Raw genomic sequence first — 26,404 nt, 5'->3', positions numbered from 1 at the left:
TGTTTTTATCGTTATTTATTTGATTTTCTATTTATAAAGGTCTTTCACGTCCGAGACAAACAAAGTTTTCGGCTCACGGTAGAACTTCACAAAGTCATCGGCAGACACCTGCCCGGGATAAGGAGCATAATAGTGATTCACCCGTTCACGTGCATTGCGCCATACCAGCACATAACTGATAGGGTACTTGCTGATTACCGGATAGAGTGTCTGTGTCCACCAGGTAGAATCGGGAATAGCTTCGAAACCGGTTTCGGTGATGGCGATAGGCTTATTGTGCGACTGCCCCACTTCTGTCAGGATGGCAAGTGACTTATCCAGTTGCTCCATATACTGCGTCCGGTCGAACTGGTAGGTGTCAAAGCCCACCAGGTCGATGATGTCATCTCCCGGATAACGTTCCAGATAAGCTACCGAATCCTTTGGTTCCGATCCCGGGGAATAAGCATAAAGCAAGTTCTTTACTCCTTTGGCATGCATACGTTCATACGTCATCCGCCAGAGGGCTTTGTATTGTTCAGCCGTACAAAGGTTTTGTCCCCACCAGAACCAGCTTCCGGTATGTTCGTGCCAGGGACGGAAAAGAACCGGTATCTTTGTCCCGTCTTCTGTTTCCAGAGTATTCATAAAGGCCGCAACGGCATCGAGCCACCCCACGAACTTGGTGTGATGTGTTCCACCGGGAAGTATGGAGGCAACGACCGTCGTGTCACTCACATCCCATGCGTCTTTGCCGGTCGACGGATTGTCGAGGTGCCAGCTGAAAGAAACCATTCCGCCACGCTTGTACTGGTTAATCGTTTCCTGCCGTATTTTACGGAACTGCACATGATCCAGACTTTTCTCACCTTCCAATTCTATATGCCCCAGATCGAACGACATAACCGCAGGATAGTCACCGCACACACTTTTCACGTCACTGCGCCCTTCGTCACCTTCCCAGCCCACACCGTAAAGCGGATCGTCATGGTGACCGAACATGAATCCTTGTCCGGGAATCTGCCGGAGATTATTCAATAAGTTCACCGTTTCCGCTGTACGCAGGGTATCAGCAACTGTTTCCGACCCCGTTTTCTTTCCCGAAGGAGAACAGGCACCCAATCCTGCCATCAGCAGTGCACCTGTAGCCAATATCTTTATTCTCTTAATCATAAATCGTTTATTTAGCAATGAATACTTCACAAAAGTAGGAGGGATTCCCCCCGGAAACAAGTACAATATTATCCAATACTGGTATTATCATTCATCTCCCCTTATTGTATTTCTCTACAGCCAGATAAAAAGCCTGAATGTTATCAAAAGGTACTTCGGGCGGAGTGTCGCAACCGGTAGAGACAATAAAGTTAGCGTATCCGCCTGTACGGCTAAGAAGTTCTTCTGTCTGCGCGAAAACTTCCTCGGGAGTTAACATCCTGAATACGCCCACAGGATCCAGATTCCCCATCACCCATACATCCGAAGGGCACTCGCGGAGAGCGGCAAGCATATCCGCTTTATTACCGAAATGATATCCTTGGGCACCGGTAGCCAGCATAGCCGGAGTACAATGTCCCGTATTACCGCAATTATGCAGGATAACCGTGAACGAATCGTCCTGCACGGCATCGATAATGCGTTTCACGTAGACAGACGAATATTGCAGGCAATCTTCATTCGAAAGAAGCCCCGCAGCCGGTTCCGCCATAATGACCCCGGCTACCCCGGTCTCCTTAATGGCAAGACAATAGCGCAGAATGAACTCCGTACATTTTTCAAGCAATAGCCGGGCTGTTTCGGGTTCTGTATAAATAGCCATCATGATTTCCGTCATATCATACAGACGTCCTGCCAAAGAGTAAGGACCGATACATCCCGCCAGCACGGGCTTATCTATCCCTTTTGCCGCCAGGCGGTCGGCCTGCAAGTATTGAGGCACACGCCCGGATTCAAGTGAAGGAACCTGCAAGGCCTCTACATCCGCATATCCGGCAAGCAGGCGCCCGGACACGCTGGGTACTTCATTGGAAGACATACTGAGTTGTGCTCCAAAGGCTTCTGCCTCTACTGTAAGATCCATAATGGTGGTACAAGCCACCGATTGCGGAAAACATTCATTCAAGGCACGGATGGCGTGATAATGAATTTCTCCGTTCGTTACGGCATCCAGCACCCGTTTACCCAGTAACTCGATGCCCGGATGGGTCATGATGGGCATCGCCACCCGTTTCTCTGATACTAATTTATCTTTTATATATTGTGACAGTTCCATAGCATTCTATCTTTTTAGTTTATTTCTGTTTTTATAGCAATCGGCTTTGCCGCACAGTTCGCATCCATATTTCCGCTTGACCATGCGGGGACCATAAGCAAGAATACCGCTGACCGACTTAATGGGTGACATCAGGGAAGAATCACTCAACCGAATCCCACAAGGAGATTCGGGCAGGCAACTAAAAAGTAACTGTTGCTGTGTGACATGCCACCCGCAATAACCGGGACTGTAAGGATGGCTCACCCCATAGCCTAAAGCGAACATCTGTGTTTCCACCTTCCGGCACACCTCACGGACGACAGCTTCGGCAATCGCCGAACCATAGGCATCCAGAAGAAACTCCCGCAGAATGTCACCCCGGGCGCACGTCTCATGCTGAAAAGCCTCAAACTCACGCCCCGCAGTGGCCACAAAAAGCGCATAGCCCGCAGCATCTTTCAGATAGGGAGTAATAACGGCTCCCGTCTTCAGGCAAATCCCATTCACTCCCACTTCGCAAGTACCGGCCGGTTCGGAATCGAACAGAATATACAGAAACCGGGGAATACAAATGCCGGCAATCTCTTCTTCGAGTGCACGGCACATTGCCCGCATCTCTGCGTCGGGCACGTAACCGGCACCCATCGAAAGACTGATGTCCTCCGGATCGAGCCTCAACGAGGTGAAAGGCAGGCATCCTTCAACGATATGGGGATTCATAAACATGTTCAGCAGGCGTTTATCAACTTTTTAGCCACGATTACGGCTGCATTGGCATTACTGGTATAGGCATCGGCACCGATAGACCTGGCAAAAGCATCGCTGACAGGCGCACCTCCCACCATCACCTTCACTTTTCCCCTCAATCCGGAGGTTTCAAGGGCATCGATTACCTCCTTCATATAGTTCATGGTAGTGGTGAGCAACGCGGACATACAAATGATGTCTGCCTTGTTCTCCAGTGCCGCAGAGATGAATTTGTCACTCGATACGTCTACTCCCAGGTTGATGACTTCAAATCCACACCCTTCAAACATGGAGGCGACCAAGTTCTTACCGATATCATGCAAATCTCCCTTGACCGTACCAATCACAATCCTGCCGATGTACGAATCGGCCTTTCCCTGCATCAGTGGTTTGAGTATATCGAGGGCACCACGCATGGCACGTGCGCTCATCAGGAGATTCGGCACAAACACCTGTCCCGATTCAAAACGTGCACCGATGGCTTCCATGGCCTTGATCATATATTCATTGATGATCTCCTGAGGTGCGACTCCTCCAGCAACCGCTTCTCTGGTAACACTGACTGCCTGTTCCAATTTACCCGCCAAGATGGCTTCATATAATTCATTGAGGTTATTCATGGCATTTATCATTTATAAGATTAATAATGTATATATATGTACTCTTTCCCAACGAACCTCTGACATAGATTCATTGCATTGATGTATCCTCATCCGGCAACAGTTGCCGGCAGATTTTCATATTGTCAATAATTATAGCCCCACAAACGGTCCTCAGCGGAAATCCTTTAAAGCATCGAACATCGCAACTACATTCTCGACGGGAACATTGGCCTGAATGTTATGGACGGCATTAAAAACAAACCCTCCGTCACGTCCCAATATCTCACACTGCTCCTTTACATGGCGACGTATCTCGTCCGGAGTACCGAAAGGCAGTATCTTCTGCGTGTCGACCCCTCCTCCCCAGAAAGTCAGCCGGCTGCCGAACTCCTCTTTCAACCTCCGGGAATCCATGTCTTTGGCATTAATCTGAACCGGATTGATAATGTCGAATCCGGCTTCGATCAGCCCGGGCAAAATGGGAATGATAGCTCCGCAAGAGTGCTTGAATATTTTCCAGGTGGTATGCTGATGTATCCAGTCGTTCATCCGCCGATAGTGCGGCAACCAAAGTTCGCGGAAGGTATCTATGGAACAAAACTGCGACTCTTGTGAACCGAAATCTGTACCACATGTCAGCACCACCTCTATTTTATCTCCGAGTGCAGCCCAAAGTTTCTCATAATTAGCAATGGCAATATCAATCTCTTTCTCAAATACCTGATGCAGATAATCCTGCCGCATGGCTGTAGACATATACCACTCCACCACACTCCGGATCCCCTTCGGCTGCTTCAGCCCCATACCGGGAACAAAAGCAACGTCTCCCAAGGCTGTGCCTCCGAAACTGGCCACGACGGCCCGGCCGGTCTGATATGCTTTATCTGTCTCCGAACGGTAATAAGCCAGATCTCCCTCCGTCAGCAATCCGAACTCTTCCACATTGTCTTCCGGATTCAGCTGTTCTTCGTCAATGGGGTGCTGACGCTCGATGGCATTAATAAAATAGCATCCTTTGGGCATCACGGCACTGGGGGGATAGCTTTTATCTCCTCCGGCATGCACATAAACATCTCCTTGAGCATCGGGAGTAAGATCCATCGCTTCAGGCACCAGCACCAGTTGTCCCCAAGGTGTTGTCTGTTCACGCATACGGGTTACATCCAGATCGAAAATATCTTTAGGGCCTCCTATACCGATACAGTCCACCCCGATCTTTTCAGCCAGTTCCGCATCTACTTCCCCTAACATTTGAAAGGCATCCACAATCTTTACCGGCCGGGGTTCCAGCCCATAATAATTCCTCAATGCTTCTACAATGCGGCAATGAATGCCCGTAACCGCTGTTGCACCGAAATCGACCGGTACACTACCTGTATTCCGGTGATTGAGTGCACTGCGCACTTTATCTCTTGATCCGTTCATAGCATTTACATTTTAAAAGTATATTTTCGGTTTATCTCAAATTCCTGCTGACAGGCAATGTCTTCGGAAGAGCCTCCTGCCATGACTGTAAAACGTCCCGGTTCCACGGCCCATTCACCGTCCCGCATATACAGGGCCAACGACTTCTTGTCGAGAGTAAAAGTTATTTCCCGGGTCTCACCTGCTTTCAGGCGTACACGGCTGAAAGCACGCAGCTGTCTGTCAGGAGTTGTAAAGCTGCCGACTTCATCCCGCAGATAAAGCTGCACCACTTCGTCACCATCCACTGTACCCTGGTTGCGTACAGTTACCGATACATCTACCCGGCAGTGATTGCTTTCTTCACTCACCCGAACCTTCATGCCGGTATAGGAGAACATCGTATAGCTAAGGCCATAGCCAAAAGGATAACGGGGAGTACCCGCCTCTTCTATATAGCGACTGCGATTTCCCTTACGTTTCGTATTATAGTACACCGGAAGCTGTCCGACCGAACGCGGAACGGAAAGTGTGAGACGACCTGCCGGATTGTAATCGCCAAATAGCACATCTGCCACAGCATTTCCTCCCTGCATACCCGGATACCAGGCATCAAGAATTGCATCTGCTTCCTGAATGACTCCCTCCATCAATAACGGGCGCCCTTTGATCAGGACCAATACCATCGGCTTGCCCAATTTGCGAACCTCTTCCAGCAATTCCAATTGTCTGCCCATAAGATGAAGTGTGGCACGGTCATATCCCTCTCCACTTTCCATATCACTGACCCGGTTTGCAGAGACCTTGGCGGCTCCTGTCTCTTCATATTCCGAAGAAAAATCCCGGGCACTCGATCCTCCTACTACCATCACCACGACATCGGCACTACGGGCAGCCTCTATGGCATCGGCAAATCCGGTACGGGAAGAATCCCGCACGGCACAACCTTTGGCATAAAGCACACGGGTGTCTTTAGAAACTTTTTGCCGGATGCCCTCCAGAACAGTCACCACAGAACCGTCTGCCTGAGGGGCTGTATAGTCACCAAGCATATTATAACCATTATCGGCATTGGGACCTATGACGGCAAGGGTACGAATATCCTTCTTCAACGGTAACAGCTTGTCTTCATTCTTAAGCAGAACGATCGACTGACGGGCAACTTCACGAGCCAGTCCGATATGCTCGGGAGAGGCGACCAGTTGTGCCGGACGCTTATCATCAACAAACGGAGCATCAAACAATCCCATGTGGAATTTGAGAGATAATATGCGGCGTACCGCCTTATCTACTGTCTCCATAGCGACATCTCCTTTTCGAACTGCGGCAACCAGTTGTTCCGCATATACATTCGTCCCCAGATCACTATCCACCCCGGCATTCACAGCTTTCACGGCTGCTTCATAGTCACTGCCTGCAACTCCGTGTTCCCGTAATCCGCCAATAGCATACAAATCGGACACGACGAAACCTTTGAATTGCCAACGGTCTTTCAAAATATCTGTCAGCAAATAGCGGCTTCCGGTACACGGATTACCGTCTATTTCATTATACGAACTCATCACCGACAATGCTCCTGCCCCTACAGCTTCACGAAAAGGAGGGAAAATAGCTTCTTCCAATTCACGTTCGCCCAGATGGGCAGTACCTCCGTTATGTCCCCCTTCGGTCCAGCCATACGAGGCAAAATGCTTGAGAGTGGCAATTACGCTTTTACGCCCCCTTAGTGTGTCCCCTTGAAAACCGCGTACCAAAGCAGCTCCCATCACTCCATTCAGATAAGGGTCTTCTCCGTAAGTCTCTTCCACACGTGACCAACGCGGATCGCGGGCTAAATCGAGTACCGGCCCATAACCGATATGCGCTCCCTGAGCACTTGCTTCGATTGCAATAACACGCCCCATCTGCCTGATCAGCTCCGGATTCCAGGTACTGGCCTGACCAATGGAAGTGGGAAAAACGGTTGTACCAATCGCCATATGTCCATGAGGGCATTCTTCTGCCAGGAACAACGGAATGCCCAAACGGCTATGCTCCATGACAAAAGCCTGAAGACGGTTGGAGGCGCGGGCAGCCAATGAAGGATTGAGGCCGGTATGCAGTGTGCGCTGTGTCCATGGATCGGCCCGCATAAAGCCCCAGAGTGCCCCGATATGATATTCGCTGATTTCCTTTTCCAACCGTGCAGTCAGGCGAATTTCCTCTCCCACCCGTTCGTACATCGGCCATCCCAATGAAGTAAGCATCTGGCCTACCTTTTCTTCCAGCGTCATCTGTGACAGAAGGTGCTCTACACGCTCTTCTACCGGAGCAGAGGGGTTTTCATAGGTATCCATCTGCCCGTTCTTATTCAGATCATAAAAAAGGAGCCGCGTTGCTTTATCTTTTTTCTTCCCGAACGTATCCTTGCCATGGATCGGGCATATGGGAATCACTCCCAGCAACAGAATACACAGTAATTTCATTTTCATTGTTTCTGAATTATCTGGTTAATATCATTTACCGTCTCTCTAATCATATCCACTGTCGAATCCGTTGCATAAACCGAATTCAACCCTTGTTCTTCCTGCCCGGGATCTCCCATGTAGTCATCTCCTTTTTGCCAGAAGAGGTGGCGGGGTTGTGCAAATCCACCCCATGCCCAGAAATTACATCCTTGAAAAACGCCTTTCCCGGCAGCATGCTTTTTGACGATATCAAACACTTCCCTATAATAAAGGTCTCGTTGGACAGTCGGACTGTCCGAGGCAAACTTTACGCTGTCTCTCGGCAAACCGAACTCTTCAAGCACCAACGGCTTGTTTATTTTATAGGCCTCTTGGGCATGTATGTCAATATAAGAGCAAGTATTCTTGATGGCCTGTCCGAGAGTTCCCGGAATATCTTTCTTATCGATCCATCCCCAATTGTTCGGCCAGATATGAATCGTGGCATAATCGATATTGGCATCGGCATGAATGGAAGTCCAAAGTGAAAGATCTCCTTCACAACCGGCCATTCCCTCCGATCCGACCGAGACCAGATGATTAGGGTCCAATGATTTAATAAGTGCCGCACAATCCGCAATCCACGCCGCAAAGCTTTCCTTATTCTCCTCACCGAACGGACGGGGTTCATTTCCTATCTGCCAGGACATGATCGCAGGATCTTCACTGTATTTCTTTCCCGTGTACCGGTTGACACGATTCACGACGTGGGTAACATGATTCCGGAACAGACGGTGTGCTTTTTCAGACTTAGCGTATTGTGCCACATAACCGGAGAAAGCATCCCACCCGGCTATATTCGGCATCGGTACCTCACCGTGCCCCGCCCAATAAAGGTATTGGGAATATCCGCCCGACCACTCCCAACTATTGTTCAGGAAAAGCACAGCATACATATCCCGTTTGCCCAACTCCGATAAGAAATAATCGAGTCCGTCGAAAATAGTATCGTTATATACGCCCGCTTCTATCTGAAGCACAGGTTCAGCTTTTGTCGGGATACCATCTTTTCCATCGGCCCCGACAAGAACACGCAGGTTATTGATTCCATGGGCTTTCAGGTGATCGAGTTCACGAAGCAGCCTTTCACGATTCCCCCCCTGCCCCTGTGACCCCAATATGGCTCCATACCAGAAATTGGTCCCAATATAATAGTAAGGTTTTCCATTCACCGTCAGACGCCCGTCTGACACACGGACAAAAGGATCGGAGGAAATCCGGGGAGAAGTACATGCCCCGAACACGACCAGCAAGGTCAGTAGTATACTCGATAGGGTTTTCATAATTATCAGATGTTTTATTTATAAGATTCTTTTCACTCTGTAACTGATATTGCAAAGATAAGCGTCGTCCGCATATATACCTAATACTATCTTAGCATTCCATGATATTATTATAAGCAGGTTAAGGCCAAGTATAGAAATCGGGAATCTCATCTGCAAAAAGTATCAGGGAATCTTCCTTAAACCGACAAAAATCGGTTGCAGCCGGATGTCCTTTATAAGGAGCAAACCCGGACCAGCTACACACATAGTTCAAAGCTACTCTTTCCAAACGCAGGATGGACAACAATTGCGTATACCACAACGAGTCACGGGTCTGTGTACCGGTCTCGGTAATAGCCGAAAGTTTTGCATGCTGCTGGGCATACTGAGTCAGTATACGTGCTTTCAAAACAACCAGAGAAGTGTCTCCTCCATCCGGACGAAAATCCCAGTAATTATCCATTCCTACCACATCTACATATTCATCTCCCGGATAGCGTTCCAGGTATTCGGCTTCGGTAGTAAAGCCACAATCAGGAGAGAAAGCATACAGAAAGTTATGTACCTGCAGAGAGTCCCTGAGGTAAGTGACCGTAAACCTATATAATTCTTTAAACTCCTCAACCCGGCAATGATTTCTGCCCCACCAGAACCAGTTGCCATCAAACTCATGCCAGGGACGGAATATAATGGGAGTCAATCCTCCGTTGTCGGCTTTTGCATTGTGGGCAAAGTCGGCAATGATTTTCAGGTCAGCCTTAAATATAGCATGATGGGAACCTCCCGGTAAGATATGGCGGACCACCCGGGTGGTATCATAAAAGTTTCCACCGGTCACCGGATTGTAATAATGCCAGCAGAATGTAATCACGTTACCTCGGTTATATGCAGCATGAAACTTCTGCCGGATGTAATCCGAGTCTTTTGTTTCCCAACTACGGGGATTTGTAAAATGAAGAAAATCAAAGCTGGCCAAAGCTGGATAAGTTCCCGTCACATCGTATGCGTCACATCGGTTCGCTTCATCCCGCCAGCGTGTGGTATCCGAGTCAAACCCATCCATTTCATAATTATGTTGTCCGTAAACAACCTGTTTCCCGGTCAGTTGGCGCAAGTTATAAAACAAAGCTGCCGTCCGTTCAGTTGCGCCTGAATCAACCAGCATCTGTCTGGTTTCTGTCAGCAAATTCCTTTGCGGGGGAACACAGGACAAGATGCAGACCACAGTAGCAATGTATATTCCAATTCTTTTCATTGATAATCTATTTGAATGATATCTGATGCCTCACTTTCACAATCCCACCGTGATACGGAAGTCAGGCGATAATAATAAGTCCCTTTTAAAGGAGTTCCGTCAAAATCGAATCCATTATCGGCAAAGGTGCATGTATTTCCAGCTACAAACGTCACAAACGTACCTGCCCCGACTGCAAAATCGGGAGTCTTAGCACGATAGATGCGATACATTTCCGCATTCTCCGTACAAGTCCAGTACATACGGTTATTATCGATTTGTTTTACCACCGGAGGTATCGGTTTATCATTCCCCTGTACTCCCGTCACCACTACCGTATGATTCCGGAACGGAGCAGAGGCCGGATAAAAGGAGGTATTGTGAGAATCGGAAACAGAAATATAGTATTCTATTCCTTTTTCGGTAATCCCGGAAGCAGGCAACGTCAATGTGAAGACAGCTCTGACCCGGCGTTCAAACGGCAACTCTTTCCATACTTTATCTCCCGGTTTCCGATAGTGAAGTGTTCCGGATACAACTTCGGGCAACCGGTCTTCAACCACAGAAAACCGGATATGCAACGGAGCTCCCTTCATTACGGAAGTCACCGGAGAATTAATAACAATAACCGGTGCTTCACGATCTGCATTTCCAGCCGGACACCGGGCAGGTATTCCCAAAGGACTCTTATGCCCTTCAACATCCACCGTGTACACCGAATAGACAGCAACTCCATGAAATATATCCCGATAGCATGTCACACCGGCTGCCAATGTATCAATTTCTTCTCCATTACGACAAACAACAAAAGCCTTTGCCGCCGGTTCTTCATTACGCCAACTGACCAATGCTCCCACACGAGTTCCCTTGGCTGTGATATGCGAAGGTGCCTGTACCCGCTGTTGCTTACGAAGTTGATTGATTTTCGCTACATAATTCTGTTTGACAAATCTATTCTGAGTACTCATGATATTCCCGTAGGACGAAATATCCTCAATACGATACAGGAAGCTGCGCGCCCATTCATCCATCTTTCCGGGTAAATCATCCCACCGATAAGCTTCAAAACCGGCATTCAACGCAATGTGGCAAGCAGCACCCTGAATGCGCGCGCGCAACCGGGAAAGACGCAACCTCTGAAGTGCATCCGGAGTAACCGCCATACAACTATCAATGGTTTTCAATTGTGCTTCAGCTAATTTTTCCGCCCCGGCTATCACATCAAAAGGTTGAAAACGAATATACAATGTATGAATACCCTTCAATCCGCTCATCGGAACCGTCAGCGTTCTCCAAGATTGCCACCCTTCCGTATTCTTTACCTCAAACCGGGCGATAACAGGGCCTTCCAGACGGTCCAGACAAACAGTGGCAACCCCACCCGAAGATGCAGAAGCGACCCGAACGGACATCCGCTCAGGACTATTACTAAAATCAACCGCAGGATACTCCAACCAGTCATCCGCCATAATATACCCTACACACTCACCACCTTCATCACAAGGGGCATTTTGGGTACCTTTCTTCTCTTTGTATCCGGTAGCTTCTATCTTTACGGTTTCTCCATTTTTCCCGATAAAAGCCATCGAACGAAGGTTCATCAACGGATAAGTATGCACCACCTGATTAAATCCGGGTGTTTCCTGACACTCGCCAAAGTCAGTGGCAAAAGGCTCGTTTTGATTGATAATACCGGTAATAACATCAGCCGCATTTTTCCCGTAACTGGCACATGCAAAATCCCGATATACCTTCTCCGAAGAATCCAGTACTTCACGCTTATACCAGGGGGCCTTACTGATATACCACATTTTAGGAGAAATAGCGTCGGCCAGTCTCCACGTCAGTGCATAAAAACCATTCATATTGGGAGAAGCATCTCCAAAGGCCCGGATGGTTTCCGACAGATCCACATTATAAGGATAGTAATATTCAGAACTATTAAAATCCCGTTCCAACCAGGGACATCCCCAGTATTCACGACTGCCATACACACTTCCCGGTTCGAACGCTGCCGAATAATAAGATATGGGAGCACAAATAACATCTTCGGGCAGACTATTCACTGATTCCGGGGGCAGCCCCCACCCCGATACAGCTATACGGGTAGAAGGCGACATCCGCTTCATCTCTTCATAGAATCCATCAAAAACTCTCCGCCAGCGGGCATAAAAAGCTTCATTCTTCTGACCCTCAGACTGGAAACAAAGCAGATAATCCAGTTCCGGATATTCACAGGCAATTTCTGTAACCTGTGCCTTAATTACTTCTCTATTATCCGGCTCAGTCTGATATTCCGGCAAGAGGACATCGATATCCAATCCTAAGCCTATTTTCACACCACGCAAATGTGCATAGGCGATCACCTTGCGGAATATAGTTGCTCCTTTCTCTTTGATCTGGCTATTCGTCAGCGTTTCATTATGTAACCCATAATCAGCTCCAAAATCATAGTCATCATAAATCCCGGATGCTCCAAAAAGATATTCATTGACATCCCATCCGGGGCAACACCATCCGTGTCCGGTCTTTATGGTAGGCATCCATCCACGTGACAAATGGCCTTTATACTCAAAATTATGAAACAATTCATTATGCCCGCAAAACCCGTTATAGTTATGAATCATAATAAAATTCATCCGCATCCGCGCAGCCTGATCTATGATGTAACGCCAATCATCCCATGAGTAAATCGTAGCCGATTGCGGAAAATTAGTCCAGGGAAGAAATCCGCGAACGGTCATTGTCGGCGTACGTTCATCCCGGATAAACGGTAACTTTGTCTGCGGCTTTTTTTTATCGGGATACACATCCCCGTTCATATAGAAACGCATTCCTAAATGATCCTCCAATAACCCATATACGCCATAAAGCAGTCCACTGGCATCCGCACCGGCAATAACCACCAGTTGCCTGCCTTTTTCCTTCACTGTCCAAATGACATACCCCTGTGCTCCGGGCACTGATGCCAGAGACAGCACTCCATTGTCTTTCCAAGAAGTCATCAACGGATGATCCAATCTTGTAAGCACAAATTCCGTTTTCCTGTCCGGCACCTCTCCATGTCCGACAGATAATAGCCGCCCGGACAACTGATAGTAATATCGTTGAAGCTCTGCTGCCGCATATTCTTCGACCGGTGTACCCGAAGTAACCAATAAAATCTGTGCTTTGATTGTCGATGCTGTCATTGCCAGAATCAAAACAGCCAGCAGGTGATATGCCATTCGTCTCATTTCTATTTTATTTTATTTTCCAGATAAGTTTTAAGTTCATTGTATTCACGCCACACACGCTGGTTCAAAGAGCTAAGAACGCCCAGTTCTCCACGTGAATGAACCCGTTTCACATAAGTATCGAACATCTCTTTGATTGGTGCTGAAAGCAATAACCGGTATGCATCCGCATATTCCTGTGAAGCATCTATTTTCTCACCTTGCGCTTCTTTCTTCTTTAAGGTAAAAGCAGGCATCATAGCCTGATCCACCTCTCCCAAGAGAAGTTCAAAACGAAACATTGCTATGAAACGTTCCAGATTATCCCGCTGCTCCCCTTTTAACTTTTTCAATAATGATTCTCCGGAAGACACCAGTTCTTTCCGTATCCGCACATTATTTTCGTCCAGCAGTCCCCATTCCGGAGTATAGGCGTAAAACTCCGGCGAAGGCACATTCCACTGAATTTGTTTCCGATCCATTCCGGCAAGCAACGGGGTCATTTTTTTAGCCGCATCTTTTCCGAACTCCTCCGTCAGAAATCTGTCATACAACTGCTCCACACTTTCTTTGGCATCTTTATCCGAAGCAAAATGGGCAAACGTTCGGAAATTAAAACGAGGTTCCTCCGTACGCCAGTGGATAGCAACCACTCCGTCCAGATTCTGTTTAGCGGCAAGTTTCACATGTTCACGCATCATATGGACCCTTGGCTGAAAATGCCACAACTGGTGATCGCCTTCCAACCAGGGAACTGCCCATACATTACGGTTCCGGGCAATCTCTCCCAGAAACTCCGGTTGTGGATTTTTCCCCAGATCCGGATTGAGACAACTGAAAATAATATCTTTGGGCAAAGCTCTGTCCAATCCTTTCAGCAATGAAGGTAACTGATGTCCTCCTCCCCAGCCACCAAGGATCAATTTGGCATGCGAACCCTTTGATTTCAGATAATCATAAGTCAGTTTCATATATTCCAGCGCCCACACTCCGACAAAACGGGCCGATGAATCGGCCGCTTCCTCAAAGAAGCTTTCATTTTCCCGATAAGCACGGGCAAAAGGTGCATTCCGCAATGCTTTCTGAGTATCGACTCCCATAAACGAATGTTCATTCAGCCACATCCAGATGTAATCAATATCCGGATAAGCTTTCAGGATATCATCAATTGCAGCATAATGTATCTCGGCTGCTATCTGGCTTTTCGGATTCGGAATCATATTCGATTCACCTGGCCAATAGAAACAGTCTCCGGCTACATTCAAAGAAAAGTATTCGGGAGGAATCACTCCGAATTCAAATCCCATAGCCATACGAATTCCCCGTTCATGTGCCATTTTCAATACATCACGCATCAGCCCCTGGGCCTTTTCGTAATGCTCCCGGGGAGAGTACGAGGTAACCGAACCGTCATTACCGAAAGCTTCTGCCCCTGCAGGTAAGTGGAATGCTTTTCCCGTATCATAAGCAAAGTCTTTCACAGCCATCGGCAGATAGCCCCAACGTGCAGTCAGAGAATTATCAAAACAGGCTTGAGGAAGAATATTCTTATATTCTATTTTTATCATAGGTTCCACATAAGTGGCATAACGCTCACCACCCCCCGTATAATTGTGGAAACCAATGAAGTTGATACCATTTTTCTGACATTCATCCAGATAATTCCGGTAATCTGACAAGTTCCATGAAGTAGGTCCTGACAAGAAATTATGCCAGGGAAGTACCCCCCTGATATTAAATTTCTCCTGTGCCTGTATCCCCAGACAGAAGAACAAACCGATAAACAAATATTGAATTTTCCGCATTGTCATTCTTTTTTTATTCATATTGCGGAGTGAGTTAAAAAGAGGGATAGTTATAAGAAAACTGCCCCTCTTTTACCAACTCTACCCTACATCAGGCAGTCAATAAACTACCTTTCACTAAACACACCTTAATCTTTGGGAACAATACGGAAATTATCAAAGCATATATCCGTATCTTCCGCCCAACTATTACCCATAATCTGTAAAACTCCATCATTAGGAATGTCCCCTTTCCACATTTCTCCCAGGTCAATAGAAACCGTTTTCCACTCTCCGTTCGTATTCAAGGCGAGTCCCGATGCAAAAGGTTCCCAATCGTAATTAATCTGCGAGAAGTAAAATCGGATCTGTCTTTTGGTCAATGGCTTGATTGTATTTACTTCAAACTTCAGCAAATATTTATCCTGATCGGCAATAACCTCGGGAAAGTATTCGACAGCACACTGTGCAATAGTAGTCACCTCGTTCCAGTCCCAATCATTCGCATCTCCCTTATTAATCTTGAAACGGGAGAATTGTCCGCTGTACGGAGCAGGAACGGGACCATTTATCACATATTTACCACCTCCCCAACCGGTGAACGGGTCAAAGTCACACAGCATATTGCCCTTTTCCATATATTTACCGGGAACCATGACTTCTCCACAAACCGGGCTGACTAATTTAATTTTTGAACCTATTACGGCATCCTCCGGCAACACAAAACTCAGACTGTTACCGGTTGCTTTTGTTATCTCCGCTTCTTTTCCACCAAAGAACAGCTGCCCCGATTCGGTCGTTATCTCATAAAGATCAAAATAATCGCCAACCACCTGCATCGTATCACCTGCCGGCGTAAATTCATTGAACATACCGTTCACCTCCAATTCAGGAATAAACACCGATATCGGAGTAGTTACGGTAGAATTTCCGTTTCCTAAAGTTATCAGATTATTTACCTCTCCCGGAATTACCCTGGGGATCGGAAAAGTTATTTCTCCGGAAGTGATATACGCATCTCTCAAATCAACCTGTACATCATTTACCAGAATCGAATTAACAGCATTCAATCCTGTACCTTGCACAATGATATATTGTGCAAGATTAGCCTGATCGATCCCCTGTTCGCGATCGAGTACCGTAGATACCCGGGTGACAGCCAGAGGGGCATATTCCACTTCATCATCTTTACACGATGCAAACAGACCACAGCCCAGAATCACCCATACGAATAAAATATATCTAAATGTTTTCATTGTATCTTCAATTTTAAATGTTACGAATGTATTCATTACCATCCCGGATTGTTAGAATCAATCTTATCATTAGAGTTCACCTCACTGGTAGGTATCGGATATAGAAGATTACGCTCCAAACGACGTTTAGTCACATTATGCTCATCCATATCGATGGCATTCATCACATCCAGATAGATACCCCAACGGAAAAGATCATAACGGCGGTCAGCTTCATAGGCCAATTCACGGGCACGCTCTTCCAGTACAGCCGAACGGAATTCATCCTGATTCATTCCGGAGAACGGAGTGGCATGGGCACGCGTACGAATGCGGTTCACCTGATTATAGGCCTCAGCGTCCGGTCCGCCATTCAATTCATTGACAGCCTCAGCATAAATCAACATTATATCCGGCAAACGGAGCAACGGAAAGTGAAAATCACTGTTTTTTTGTTTCCGGTCTGTAACAAAAGTAAATTTCGTCAATTTCGCCAATGTCCACCCCTGACCTTCATGATAGACTTCCGTACCATCAAAAGCATTGCCCTGACTGTCATATACCTCCTTATTCTCTACTTTATCTGCATACCAACGGGGATAATAGTTATAGATAACCTTACCATTGGATATTCCATCCGACGCATATCGGTGAATAACTCCATCGACAATACGCGTATCCTGTTCTTCGAAAAGCAGATACCAGTGATCGCGCATACCATACCAGTTACCTTCCATCGTACCGTCTTCTTTGAAAATGCCCACATAATCCTGACAGATCGTGTTTCCAAAGTCCTTATCACCGCTGATGGCCTGTGCCATCCAGATGTGTTCTCCCTTATTACGGTTTCCTATGGCCCATACGTCCATATAATTATCAAACAGGGTATATTCGTTTATCACCTCCCAAGCTTTGTCACGTGCCAACGCATAATACTTGGCCGGATCAAAAGACTCATAACCTGCAACAGTCTTTGCAATGTGCGTGATAGGTTGTGGTTCAAATATATTCGGATCTCCTCCCTTAACCACGATAGGCACACCGGACATCGCCCCGGAAGCCATAGTAACATATACTTTCGCCAATAACGCTTTGGCAGCTCCGCTCGAGGCACGTCCCGCTACAAACCCGGCATCATCTTTCGAATACATTCCTTCAGCTTGTTCCAGCAATTCAATGATATGTGTGTATACGTCCGATACCGAGGCACGAGGCTGGCTCATAGCTTCCCCTTCCGATATTGATTTCCGGAAAATAGGCACAGGACCGTAATTTCTCACCAAGTTAAAATAAGCCCATGCTTTAAGGAAGCAGAGTTGTGCCAAAGCGTCCTGTTTACTCTCCGGAGTCAGGTTATTCATAGCCGAGATCTTGGATATACCCAGATTTGCCCGGTGAATCAACGTATAGCTGCCCTGCCACATATGATCTATTCCCCAGAATCCTTGTGGATTACCTGCTCCGACATTACCAAATGCCCATGATGCACCCGACGCATAGTCACAATCCATATTGGTCAGATAAAGATAAGAACCCGGAGCAATAAAGCTGGTGATCACTGTATTATAAGTACCTGTCACAAGCTGGGAAGCCGCACTCTCACTGTCTCCCAACTGTTCGGGTGACACAAAATCATAGGCCTTTTCTTCCAGCAAATCATTGCATGAACATGCCAACAGGACTGTCCATAGCAATAAAAACGATTTGAATATTATTTTTTTCATGACTTTTCTTGATTTGAGTTAAACATCAGAACGTACACTGTAAACCAAATGAGAAGGTGCGACTACTTGGATACGAGAATAAATCCACGCCACGGCGAGAAGCATCACTACCGAAAGAGTTTACATCCGGATCATACCAGCTATATCCCGAAATGGTGAATACATTGCTGACAGAAGCAAACAGATTGATCGATTCAATTCCCTTGAACGGAGAGACAAACTTATACCCCAGATTAATATTCTTCATTCTCAGATAAGATCCGTCTTCTACATAACGATCAGACAGTTTCATCGTTCTTCCATAGCCGGCATAAGCTTTCGGCCATTTGGCATTCTCCCGGTTTTCGGGTGTCCAGCGAGATTCATATATATTCAGCGGAATATTACCAATACCACTCATAGTCACCTCGAGTAAGTTCGCATTGAAAATATCACCTCCGACACATCCTTGCAGGAAAAAGCTTAAAGAAAAGTTCTTATAAGTAAAATTGTGAGTCATACCGAAAGTGAAATCCGGATTCGTATCCCCAATTACCTGGCGATCAGCATTTGTAATACCGGCTACTCCATCCAAATCTTTATATTTCACCTCACCCACCATTGCTTTACATACGGCTTCTGACTCTTTTGCATAAAACGGGTCGGCTCTTACTTCAGCAATATTATCATAAAAACCATCTTCCACAAATCCATAAATGGTTCCGATCGGCATTCCGTTGCGCTGCAGGAATACATTATCAGCCTTACTCCATCCCTGGGCAAACTGATCTCCCGGAAGTCCGCTGATCTTGTTACGGTTAAAGGAAATATTAGCATCAAAATCCCAGTTGAAGTTCTTACCGGTGATCGCATAGAACTTTCCGGTAATTTCAAGTCCCTTATTCGTTACATTTCCAAAGTTAGTCGTCATATTCGAGAAACCTGTACTTTGTGGTATCTGTATATTCTGCAATAAGTCAGATGTCTTTTTGTAATACAGATCGACAGTCAAATTAATTCTGTTCTGCAGGAATCCCATATCCACACCCACATTATACTGGCTGGTAGTCTCCCACTTCAAATCCGGATTGGCAGGTCCTCTCCAGGTAAGATTGGCAAATCCACTGGAAAGTGCACCGTTAATCGGATAATTGGCCACAGTCAGATAGTCACGGGTAGCATAGGCGCCTATCGCCTGATTACCAGTCTGCCCGTAACTTGCACGGAACTTCAGGTTACTAAACAAATTCAGGTCCTTAATAAACTGCTCTTCCGATGCTCTCCAGGCAATAGCTCCTGAAGCAAAGTTAGACCATTTGTTGCCCGGTGCAAACTTACTGGAACCATCCCGACGGAAAGAGGCAGTAAACAGATACTTATTCATCAGGTTATAGTTGGCACGTCCCAGGAAAGAAACCAGAGAAGTCATTCCGCGTCCACTGGTCGGCTTCTGCGGATTCACAGCGGCACTCATATCAAAGTCTTCCGTCAGGTCCTGGGGGAATCCGGTAGCTACCATTGCTTTATTACCATAGTCCCCTCTTTCATAAGAGAAAGCAGCAACCACATTCAACGAATGATTCTTATTGAAAGTTTTGTTGTAAGTCGCCATCGTTTCAAGTACCAGATTCTTCGCCCAGTTATCAGCTTTTGAGGCGTATCCGTTTGTCGGATCTTTACCTTCCACCGTCTCTCTGTTATAGTACACATCACGTTCGTTTATATTATAGGAAAAACCCACATTCTGACGAACTTTCAAATCCTTATACGGTGTGATTTCCACAAATGAAGAAGAGAAGAAACTATTCGTTGCCAGTTCATCTTTAGCCGCACGGGTATATACATAAGGATTCGATGAGAACCAGTTCAACTGGGCATTATTCGTTTCATCGTCCAAGGGTGCGGTAGCCGGATAGAACAAAGCCCCCCGGATAATACCATCACTGACAGAATTGGTTTTGGCAAGCTTGTTCAATGAGTTGGTAAAACTCATATTCGTACCGATTTCAATCCAGTCGTGTACCTTACGAGCGAGATTCGCACGGAATGAATAACGTTTGTATCCGGAGTTATGAATGATACCGCTCTGATCCAGTATATTACCGGAGATTGCATAATACCCCTTATCATTCGAACCGTTCACGCTCAGATTGTATTCCTGGGAAAAAGCTGTTTCAAATACTTCATCCTGCCAGTTTACACTGGGATACGTACCATTCCGGTAATCTTCCGGTCCCGGAGAATAAACCGATTCACCGGTATTCGGGTCCACTTTCGAAGTGCCCGGATAAGGAATAGCTTCATTTGCATTCTCGTATTCATTAAACATCCGTGCTGCTTCATTCCTATACATCGCATATGCATATCCATCCAACATATCCAATTTCTTCACTACTTTCGATATTCCGAAATTAGCACTGAAGCTGATATTGTCTTTTCCCTTCGCACCACGCTTGGTGGTAATCAATACCACTCCGTTCGCACCGCGTGATCCGTAAATAGCCGTAGCTGAAGCATCCTTCAGGATCTCAATAGACTCGATATCCGACGGATTAATCGTCGACAGAGGATTGGCCGTCTGCATCATACCATCTTTACCTGTTCCGGGCATTCCACTACTGGTAAAAGGAATACCATCTACAATGTAAAGCGGTTCTGTAGAAGTTGAAAACGAGTTCGCACCACGAATCTGAATACTCACGCCTGCTCCGGGAGCACCATCATTCTGGTTGACCTGCACACCTGCAATACGCCCCTGAAGTCCCTGGTTGATACTGATCGGATTGGTTTTCATCAAGTCTTCGCTTTTGATACTGGTGACCGATCCTGTCAAGTCACTCTTCTTCATTGTACCATAGCCTATGACTACCACCTCATCCAGCAGTTCAGTATCTTCCTTCATTGTCACATTGAGTATTTTCTGTCCGGGTTTTAAAGTAATCTCCTGTTCTTTATACCCCACACACGAGAAGACCAGTACATTCTTGCCACTCGGAACGTTTACACTGTATTTACCGTCCACATTGGCAATAGAACCGGTTCCGGCACCTTTGACCAGTACATTGGCTCCAATCAATGGAGATCCATCGTTAGCATCGGTGATTACGCCTGTAACAATGGTTTGCTGAGCCATCATATGGCTGCTCATCAAGAGCGCCATCAGAAACAACATCATGTTCTTCATACTATTACACTGATTTAAAATGATTAATTTTGTGATAATGCAAAAATAGAGTCAACCGGGAGAACAAACAAGTATGATTTTATCATTCACTTATGCAATTCAGACAAACACTCTTTATTTCTTTTCTGCCTTCAATGCATCCGTTATTCTACCATAGTTTATCTAAAAGACGAAATCGAGACTTGTTTTATCCCAATATCGGAGAACTTTCTCAAATGTAAAATTAGTGCAGTTATCATTAACAATCCAGTATTATTTTATCCGATAGTGATACAATCAGCACACCCTTACATCAGAGAACAAGTACATAAAGAAATTACCTTCAAACAATCTTTCCTTAAAAAAACACTACTACCTCAGAACCTGTAAAAACCAACCTTATTGTGTCTTAACCTCAAAACCTTTCGTAACACCCTTTGCCAGTCCCGGTTGTCCGGAACCTATAAACAGCGTATACTTTCCGGTAAGCATCCTCCAGTTTCCATTTTCCCAGACCGACAACTCCCGGGGAGGTATATTAAATTCAACTCTCTTCTTCTCACCCGGAGCAAGTTTCACCTTTTTAAACGCTACCAATTTTTTCAACGGATATGTATAGACAGGAGTATTTTCTCTGGAAACATACACCTGGACGACTTCTTCTCCGGTCCATTTACCGGTATTGGATAATTCAACCGAACATTGCAACCTTGCGCCCGATTTCAAGGTATCACTTCCTTGTATACCATCGAACCCAAATGATGTATAACTCAACCCATGACCGAAACCATATAAAGGATCTTCCTTCATATAACGATAAGTACGCCCTTTCCACATATCAAAATCCAGGATATCCGGCAACTGATCTTCCGCCCGATAAATAGTCATAGGTAGCTTACCCGATGGATTTTCGTTCCCAAACAATAAATCGGCCAGGGCTCTACCGGCTTCCTGCCCGGGGTACCAGGCCTGCATAATCGCCGGTATATGCACATCCGCCCATTCAGAAGTTAGCGGATTTCCCGAATGGAAAACCAATACGATCCTCGGGTTCACTTGATAAATAGCTTTCAGCAGTTTCTCCTGTTCTTCCGGTAAATAAATAGAAGTCATATCATGATTCTCTCTTGCCATTTTTTCATCACTTCCCAAAGCTACAAGCACCACATCCACTCCTTTTACCGCAGCCACAATAGAATCCCTGGAAGCTCCTATACCGTTCAAATAGTTGACTTTTCCTCTTTTACCCATCAAATCTTTCACCCCTTTCAAAAGTGTAACCGAATAAGGAGGCTGTCCACTATATCCACCTAAATAATTATGATCGGCAAACGGGCCTACTACAGCTACCGATTTAGTCTTCTCCTTACTTAAAGGCAACAGATTTTCATTTTTCAATAGCACAACCGACTTGACAGCCGCTTCATAAGCAAGTTCCGCAAACTTCTTGCCGGCCAATAGCTTCTTATCGTAATGATTATAAGGCACAAGTTCCATCGGATCAAATTCTCCCAACTTAAACCTCGCGGTCAGCACCCGCGTTAAAGCCTGATCAATAGTAGCTTCCGAGATTAAGCCCTGTTTCACTGCCTGAACCAATTTCTCTTTATATGTAGTGCCACATTCCAAATCACACCCACTGTTGACACCCAGCGCTGCCGCTTCCTCCAACGAATTCACGACCCTATGCTGCCAATTCATCACCCCAATGGCCCCGCAATCAGAAACTACAAATCCGTCAAATCCCCACTCTTTTCTCAGCACTTCACCGAGCAGCCAACGGGAGCCACTGGGAGGCACACCGTTAAAAGCATTATAAGCCGTCATTACCGACTGCACGCCTGCCTCTTTCACGCAAGCTTCGTAAGCCGGAAAATAATATTCATACAACTGTTTCGTCGGTATTTGCGAAGAGCTGGAAAAGCGATTGTTCTCTTCGTTGTTAGCCACAAAGTGTTTGATTGTTGCGACAGTTTTCAGATAAGCCGGATGATCACCCTGTAGCCCCTTCACAAAGGCTACTCCAAGCCGTGAAGTCAGATACGGATCTTCACCATAAGTCTCTTCATTTCTTCCCCAGCGCGGGTCACGAGCCATATTGATAGTAGGCGACCAGTAAGTGAGCCCCTTTCCTATTTCCAGATATTTCAGTCGCGCCTCCGTAGAAATAGCAGAAGCCACCCGCTTTACCAATACCGTATCCCAGGTAGAAGCCAGATTAATAGCCTGTGGAAAAACAGTCACTTCACCTGCACGAGCCACTCCATGAAGACATTCATTCCAATAATTATAAGCAGGAAGGTTCAGCCTGGGGATGCTATCACTTTCGCTCACGAGTTGAGATGCCTTCTCTGCCAGTGTCATCTGTTGGATGAGTGTTTTCACGCGAACGGCAATCGGTTGCGACAAATCTCCGATAATCCTCTCTTTCACACCGCGGACTTCCACTTTTCCTCCTGCATTAAAAGCCGGACAATCCTCACACCCTCCATTGTCTTGAGCTCTCAACATTATACCGGCAGAAAGTAGAATCCCTATCATTACTATTTTTGTTTGCATGTCTTTCATATTCTATCTCCACTGTTTTTAGTTCATACGCTTTTCAATAATGCAAAATTATCGGGATTCCATCAAACCATCCAGTATTATTTTATCCATTCATAATACAATTATTATTTTGATAACTTATATTGCTTTATAAATCCATTATCTTTGCACATAGTTAATCCTCAAATACTCCAGAATATGATCAATCCTATTTATTCAGCAGATAAGGCGAGATACTCCGGTGGAATGAAGTATCGCCGTTGTGGCAAAAGCGGTATACTGTTACCGGAAGTTTCCCTGGGCCTCTGGCATAACTTCGGTGATGTAGATACATTAGCCAATAGCCTTCGAATGGCTCACTTTGCATTCGACAAAGGCATCACACATTTCGACCTGGCTAATAACTACGGTCCCTCTTATGGCTCAGCCGAGGAGACGTTCGGGCTAATCATGAAGAAATCCTTTATGCCCTATCGTGATGAGCTATTCATATCCACCAAAGCCGGACATGATATGTGGGAAGGTCCTTACGGGAACTGGGGCTCCCGAAAATATCTGATGAGCAGTCTCAACCAGAGTTTAAAACGCATGAATCTGGAATATGTAGATATTTTCTATATCCACCGTTACGATCCCGAAACTCCACTTGAAGAAACTCTTCAGGCACTCGTCGACATTGTCCGGCAAGGTAAGGCCCTCTACATCGGTATTTCCAAATACCCCAAAGAAAAAGCAGAGTTTGCCTACCGATATCTGGAAGAGCGAGACGTGCATTGTCTCCTCTATCAGGGACGATATAACCTGTTTAACCGTGAACCGGAAGCACAAGGTATCCTCCGGCAAGCCCAAGAGAACGGTACCGGCTTTATCACCTTTTCTCCTCTGGCTCAGGGTCTGCTCACTAACCGGTATCTAAATGGAATTCCTGAAGATTCAAGGATAGCCCGCGGAGGTTTCCTGAAAAAAGAACAACTGACCGATCAAGTATTAAATAAAATCAAAGCATTGAATGAAGTGGCAGGCAGTCGCGGACAAACCTTAGCCGAAATGGCATTAGCCTGGATATTGAAAGATGATCTGGTAACCTCCGTCATTATCGGCGCCAGTTCCGTCAGTCAACTGGCAGACAACCTGAAAGCGACGGAAAACTGTAAGTTTAGTCCGGACGAGCTGCAACGTATCGGGAGCATTCTTCAATAAACTCTTTTTCATCACAGATTAACAGATCACACAGATGTGTAATATTCAGATTATCAATCAAATTAATCTCTTCTCTGTGTTAATCCGTGTAATCTGTGGTGAGTTTTGAAACAGCCCCTGTCAATGACGACTTCTCTGCAATCATCTCTGCCTAAAACCCTTCAATATTCAGCAACCACTTCCACACAGGTACAACATCTATTAATATTCCAGCAATCTCTACTGTCCTTTCGTTGTCATAAGTCACTATAATGAATTTCTCCACATCAAAGCTATTTGCGATTTTTACCAAAGCCTTAGTTTCTCGCTCAAAAGTAGAGCTATCGGAAATACTAAACGAAGCTTGCACAGCCATCTTCTGCGACGGAAGATAGAAGTCCACCTCAACGTTCTTATTATAATAAGATAGTTCTTCATTACCGTACCGCTTCATCAGTGCCAACGCCACGATATTTTCCAATAGCTTAGTCTCCGGATCTGCCAAAAAAACATTCAGTAGCCCGTTATCACAAAAATATCGCTTTTGAGATATCTCACGATCACTCAACGAGTCCGTAAAATTAGAGATACCAAAAACAAGATAGGCATCTTTCATATATCCAATGTAATCCGCAATCGTATTTCGGCTCACCTTAGCTCCTGCAGAACTTACGATATGCTGTAATCGACTTAAAGCTATTGGCTGCATTACACTTTCGGCCATTTTTTTAGCAAGCAAACGGATAGCATCCGCATTGCGGATCTCATTCCGGCTAATAATATCCCCTAGAAGAATCTTTAAGTATAATGAGTTTATCCAACTTCTTTTATCTCTCAAATCAAATGTTTCAGGAAATCCGCCAAAGTGAAAGTAATCATCAAAGAGCTTTGCAACTGTAATCCTCTCATCAGAATATTCCCAATTTTTAGAAAGCTTGACTCCCTTGTAGGTCAGATATTCCGAAAACGAAAATGGGTAAACCTCCTTGATGATAAATCTGCCTCCAAGTGTTGTTGCAATATCCCGACTCAACATTTTAGCATTACTTCCGGTAATGTATACTCTATATTTGGAGTCTGCTAAACGTCGGGCAAAATGTTCCCATCCTTCAATATTTTGTATTTCATCCAGGTATATCAATGGCCGTTTATTTTCGTATAATTCACGATACGACTCAAGAAGTAGATTTAGCTCCTCCATTTGAATGGAGGATATTCGCTCGTCCTCAAAATTGATGTATAAGATATCTTCAATAGTCGCTTTGCCGGATTTTATCATTGATTGAATATGTTGGAACATCAAATATGATTTTCCGGCACGACGAAGCCCTACAAAAACATAGTTGCAGACTTCCTCCAAAAAGATGGGTCTTTCTACTAATTCAGTCGTAGCAATCTCCTGTTGCTTTTCACTGATTATGGTTTTAATGATTCTCTTTTCCATGAAATCGCTCTTTATACAGAGCAAATATAAGGAATTTCCGTCAGTATACAAAGCATAAAAGCAATTTCCTTAATACGGCCATGCGTCTTATATCATCCTGAGGGAGGATATCCCTCCTTAGCTAGAATCAGAACTCTTTTTCATCACAGATTAACAGATCACACAG

16 protein-coding genes are annotated in these 26,404 nt (G+C 45.6%); 1 reads left to right on the top strand and 15 read right to left on the bottom strand.

Features of this window, described 5'->3' with window-relative positions; all coding sequences use genetic code 11:
- Positions 1 to 27 precede the first annotated feature (27 nt).
- The 14 genes from ISX59_RS12560 to ISX59_RS12495 form a co-directional block, all read right to left on the bottom strand.
- Complete coding sequence (locus ISX59_RS12560; protein ID WP_044300141.1) at positions 28 to 1,152, bottom strand: glycoside hydrolase family 26 protein; 1,125 nt, start codon at positions 1,150 to 1,152, stop codon at positions 28 to 30.
- Between the two features lie 91 nt (positions 1,153 to 1,243).
- On the bottom strand, positions 1,244 to 2,248 hold the full coding sequence (locus tag ISX59_RS12555; RefSeq protein WP_005775559.1) for a methylcobamide--CoM methyltransferase: 1,005 nt from the start codon (positions 2,246 to 2,248) through the stop codon (positions 1,244 to 1,246).
- 6 nt (positions 2,249 to 2,254) lie between these two features.
- Entirely contained in the window at positions 2,255 to 2,956 is a 702-nt protein-coding gene (locus ISX59_RS12550; RefSeq protein WP_022011978.1) for a vitamin B12 dependent-methionine synthase activation domain-containing protein, read from the bottom strand.
- 2 nt (positions 2,957 to 2,958) lie between these two features.
- Positions 2,959 to 3,597 carry a corrinoid protein gene (locus ISX59_RS12545; RefSeq protein ID WP_032540860.1) on the bottom strand — a complete coding sequence of 213 codons (639 nt, stop codon included), beginning with the start codon at positions 3,595 to 3,597 and terminating at the stop codon, positions 2,959 to 2,961.
- A gap of 153 nt (positions 3,598 to 3,750) precedes the next feature.
- Positions 3,751 to 5,004: a uroporphyrinogen decarboxylase family protein gene (locus tag ISX59_RS12540; RefSeq protein ID WP_022011979.1), complete on the bottom strand. Its 1,254-nt coding sequence runs from the start codon at positions 5,002 to 5,004 to the stop codon at positions 3,751 to 3,753.
- Positions 5,005 to 5,009: 5 nt separating this feature from the next.
- A complete protein-coding gene (locus tag ISX59_RS12535) occupies positions 5,010 to 7,454 on the bottom strand; it encodes a glycoside hydrolase family 3 N-terminal domain-containing protein (RefSeq protein ID WP_220575950.1) in 2,445 nt (814 codons plus the stop codon).
- Positions 7,451 to 8,752 (bottom strand): beta-galactosidase, encoded by a 1,302-nt coding sequence (locus ISX59_RS12530; RefSeq protein ID WP_032537183.1) that lies wholly within the window; start codon positions 8,750 to 8,752, stop codon positions 7,451 to 7,453. The genes ISX59_RS12535 and ISX59_RS12530 overlap by 4 nt, the downstream gene beginning before the upstream one ends.
- A gap of 121 nt (positions 8,753 to 8,873) precedes the next feature.
- Positions 8,874 to 9,989, bottom strand: a complete 1,116-nt coding sequence (locus tag ISX59_RS12525) for a glycoside hydrolase family 26 protein (RefSeq protein WP_220575949.1) — start codon at positions 9,987 to 9,989, stop codon at positions 8,874 to 8,876.
- Positions 9,986 to 13,204 carry a carbohydrate-binding protein gene (locus ISX59_RS12520; protein ID WP_195341418.1) on the bottom strand — a complete coding sequence of 1,073 codons (3,219 nt, stop codon included), beginning with the start codon at positions 13,202 to 13,204 and terminating at the stop codon, positions 9,986 to 9,988. The genes ISX59_RS12525 and ISX59_RS12520 overlap by 4 nt, the downstream gene beginning before the upstream one ends.
- 2 nt (positions 13,205 to 13,206) lie before the next feature.
- Entirely contained in the window at positions 13,207 to 14,988 is a 1,782-nt protein-coding gene (locus ISX59_RS12515; RefSeq protein WP_195341417.1) for a hypothetical protein, read from the bottom strand.
- Positions 14,989 to 15,116: 128 nt separating this feature from the next.
- A complete protein-coding gene (locus ISX59_RS12510; protein ID WP_022011984.1) occupies positions 15,117 to 16,259 on the bottom strand; it encodes a glycan-binding surface protein in 1,143 nt (380 codons plus the stop codon).
- On the bottom strand, positions 16,259 to 17,926 hold the full coding sequence (locus tag ISX59_RS12505) for a RagB/SusD family nutrient uptake outer membrane protein (protein WP_022011985.1): 1,668 nt from the start codon (positions 17,924 to 17,926) through the stop codon (positions 16,259 to 16,261). Before ISX59_RS12505 ends, ISX59_RS12510 begins: the two co-directional genes overlap by 1 nt.
- 25 nt (positions 17,927 to 17,951) lie before the next feature.
- On the bottom strand, positions 17,952 to 21,089 hold the full coding sequence (locus ISX59_RS12500; RefSeq protein ID WP_032537187.1) for a TonB-dependent receptor: 3,138 nt from the start codon (positions 21,087 to 21,089) through the stop codon (positions 17,952 to 17,954).
- 378 nt (positions 21,090 to 21,467) lie between these two features.
- On the bottom strand, positions 21,468 to 23,636 hold the full coding sequence (locus tag ISX59_RS12495; protein WP_005810298.1) for a glycoside hydrolase family 3 C-terminal domain-containing protein: 2,169 nt from the start codon (positions 23,634 to 23,636) through the stop codon (positions 21,468 to 21,470).
- 177 nt (positions 23,637 to 23,813) lie between these two features.
- Here ISX59_RS12495 and ISX59_RS12490 point away from each other — a divergent pair, with 177 nt between their 5' ends.
- Positions 23,814 to 24,815 (top strand): aldo/keto reductase, encoded by a 1,002-nt coding sequence (locus ISX59_RS12490; RefSeq protein WP_220575948.1) that lies wholly within the window; start codon positions 23,814 to 23,816, stop codon positions 24,813 to 24,815.
- Positions 24,816 to 24,966: 151 nt separating this feature from the next.
- On the opposite strand, the gene ISX59_RS12485 is transcribed toward ISX59_RS12490, so the two are convergent.
- Positions 24,967 to 26,238 (bottom strand): ATP-binding protein, encoded by a 1,272-nt coding sequence (locus ISX59_RS12485; RefSeq protein WP_005775543.1) that lies wholly within the window; start codon positions 26,236 to 26,238, stop codon positions 24,967 to 24,969.
- Positions 26,239 to 26,404 lie beyond the last annotated feature (166 nt).

Source organism: Bacteroides sp. FSHCM14E1 (assembly GCF_019633785.1).
GTDB classification, from domain to species: domain Bacteria; phylum Bacteroidota; class Bacteroidia; order Bacteroidales; family Bacteroidaceae; genus Bacteroides; species Bacteroides hominis.
This window is presented reverse-complemented; position numbering and strand designations above follow the sequence as displayed.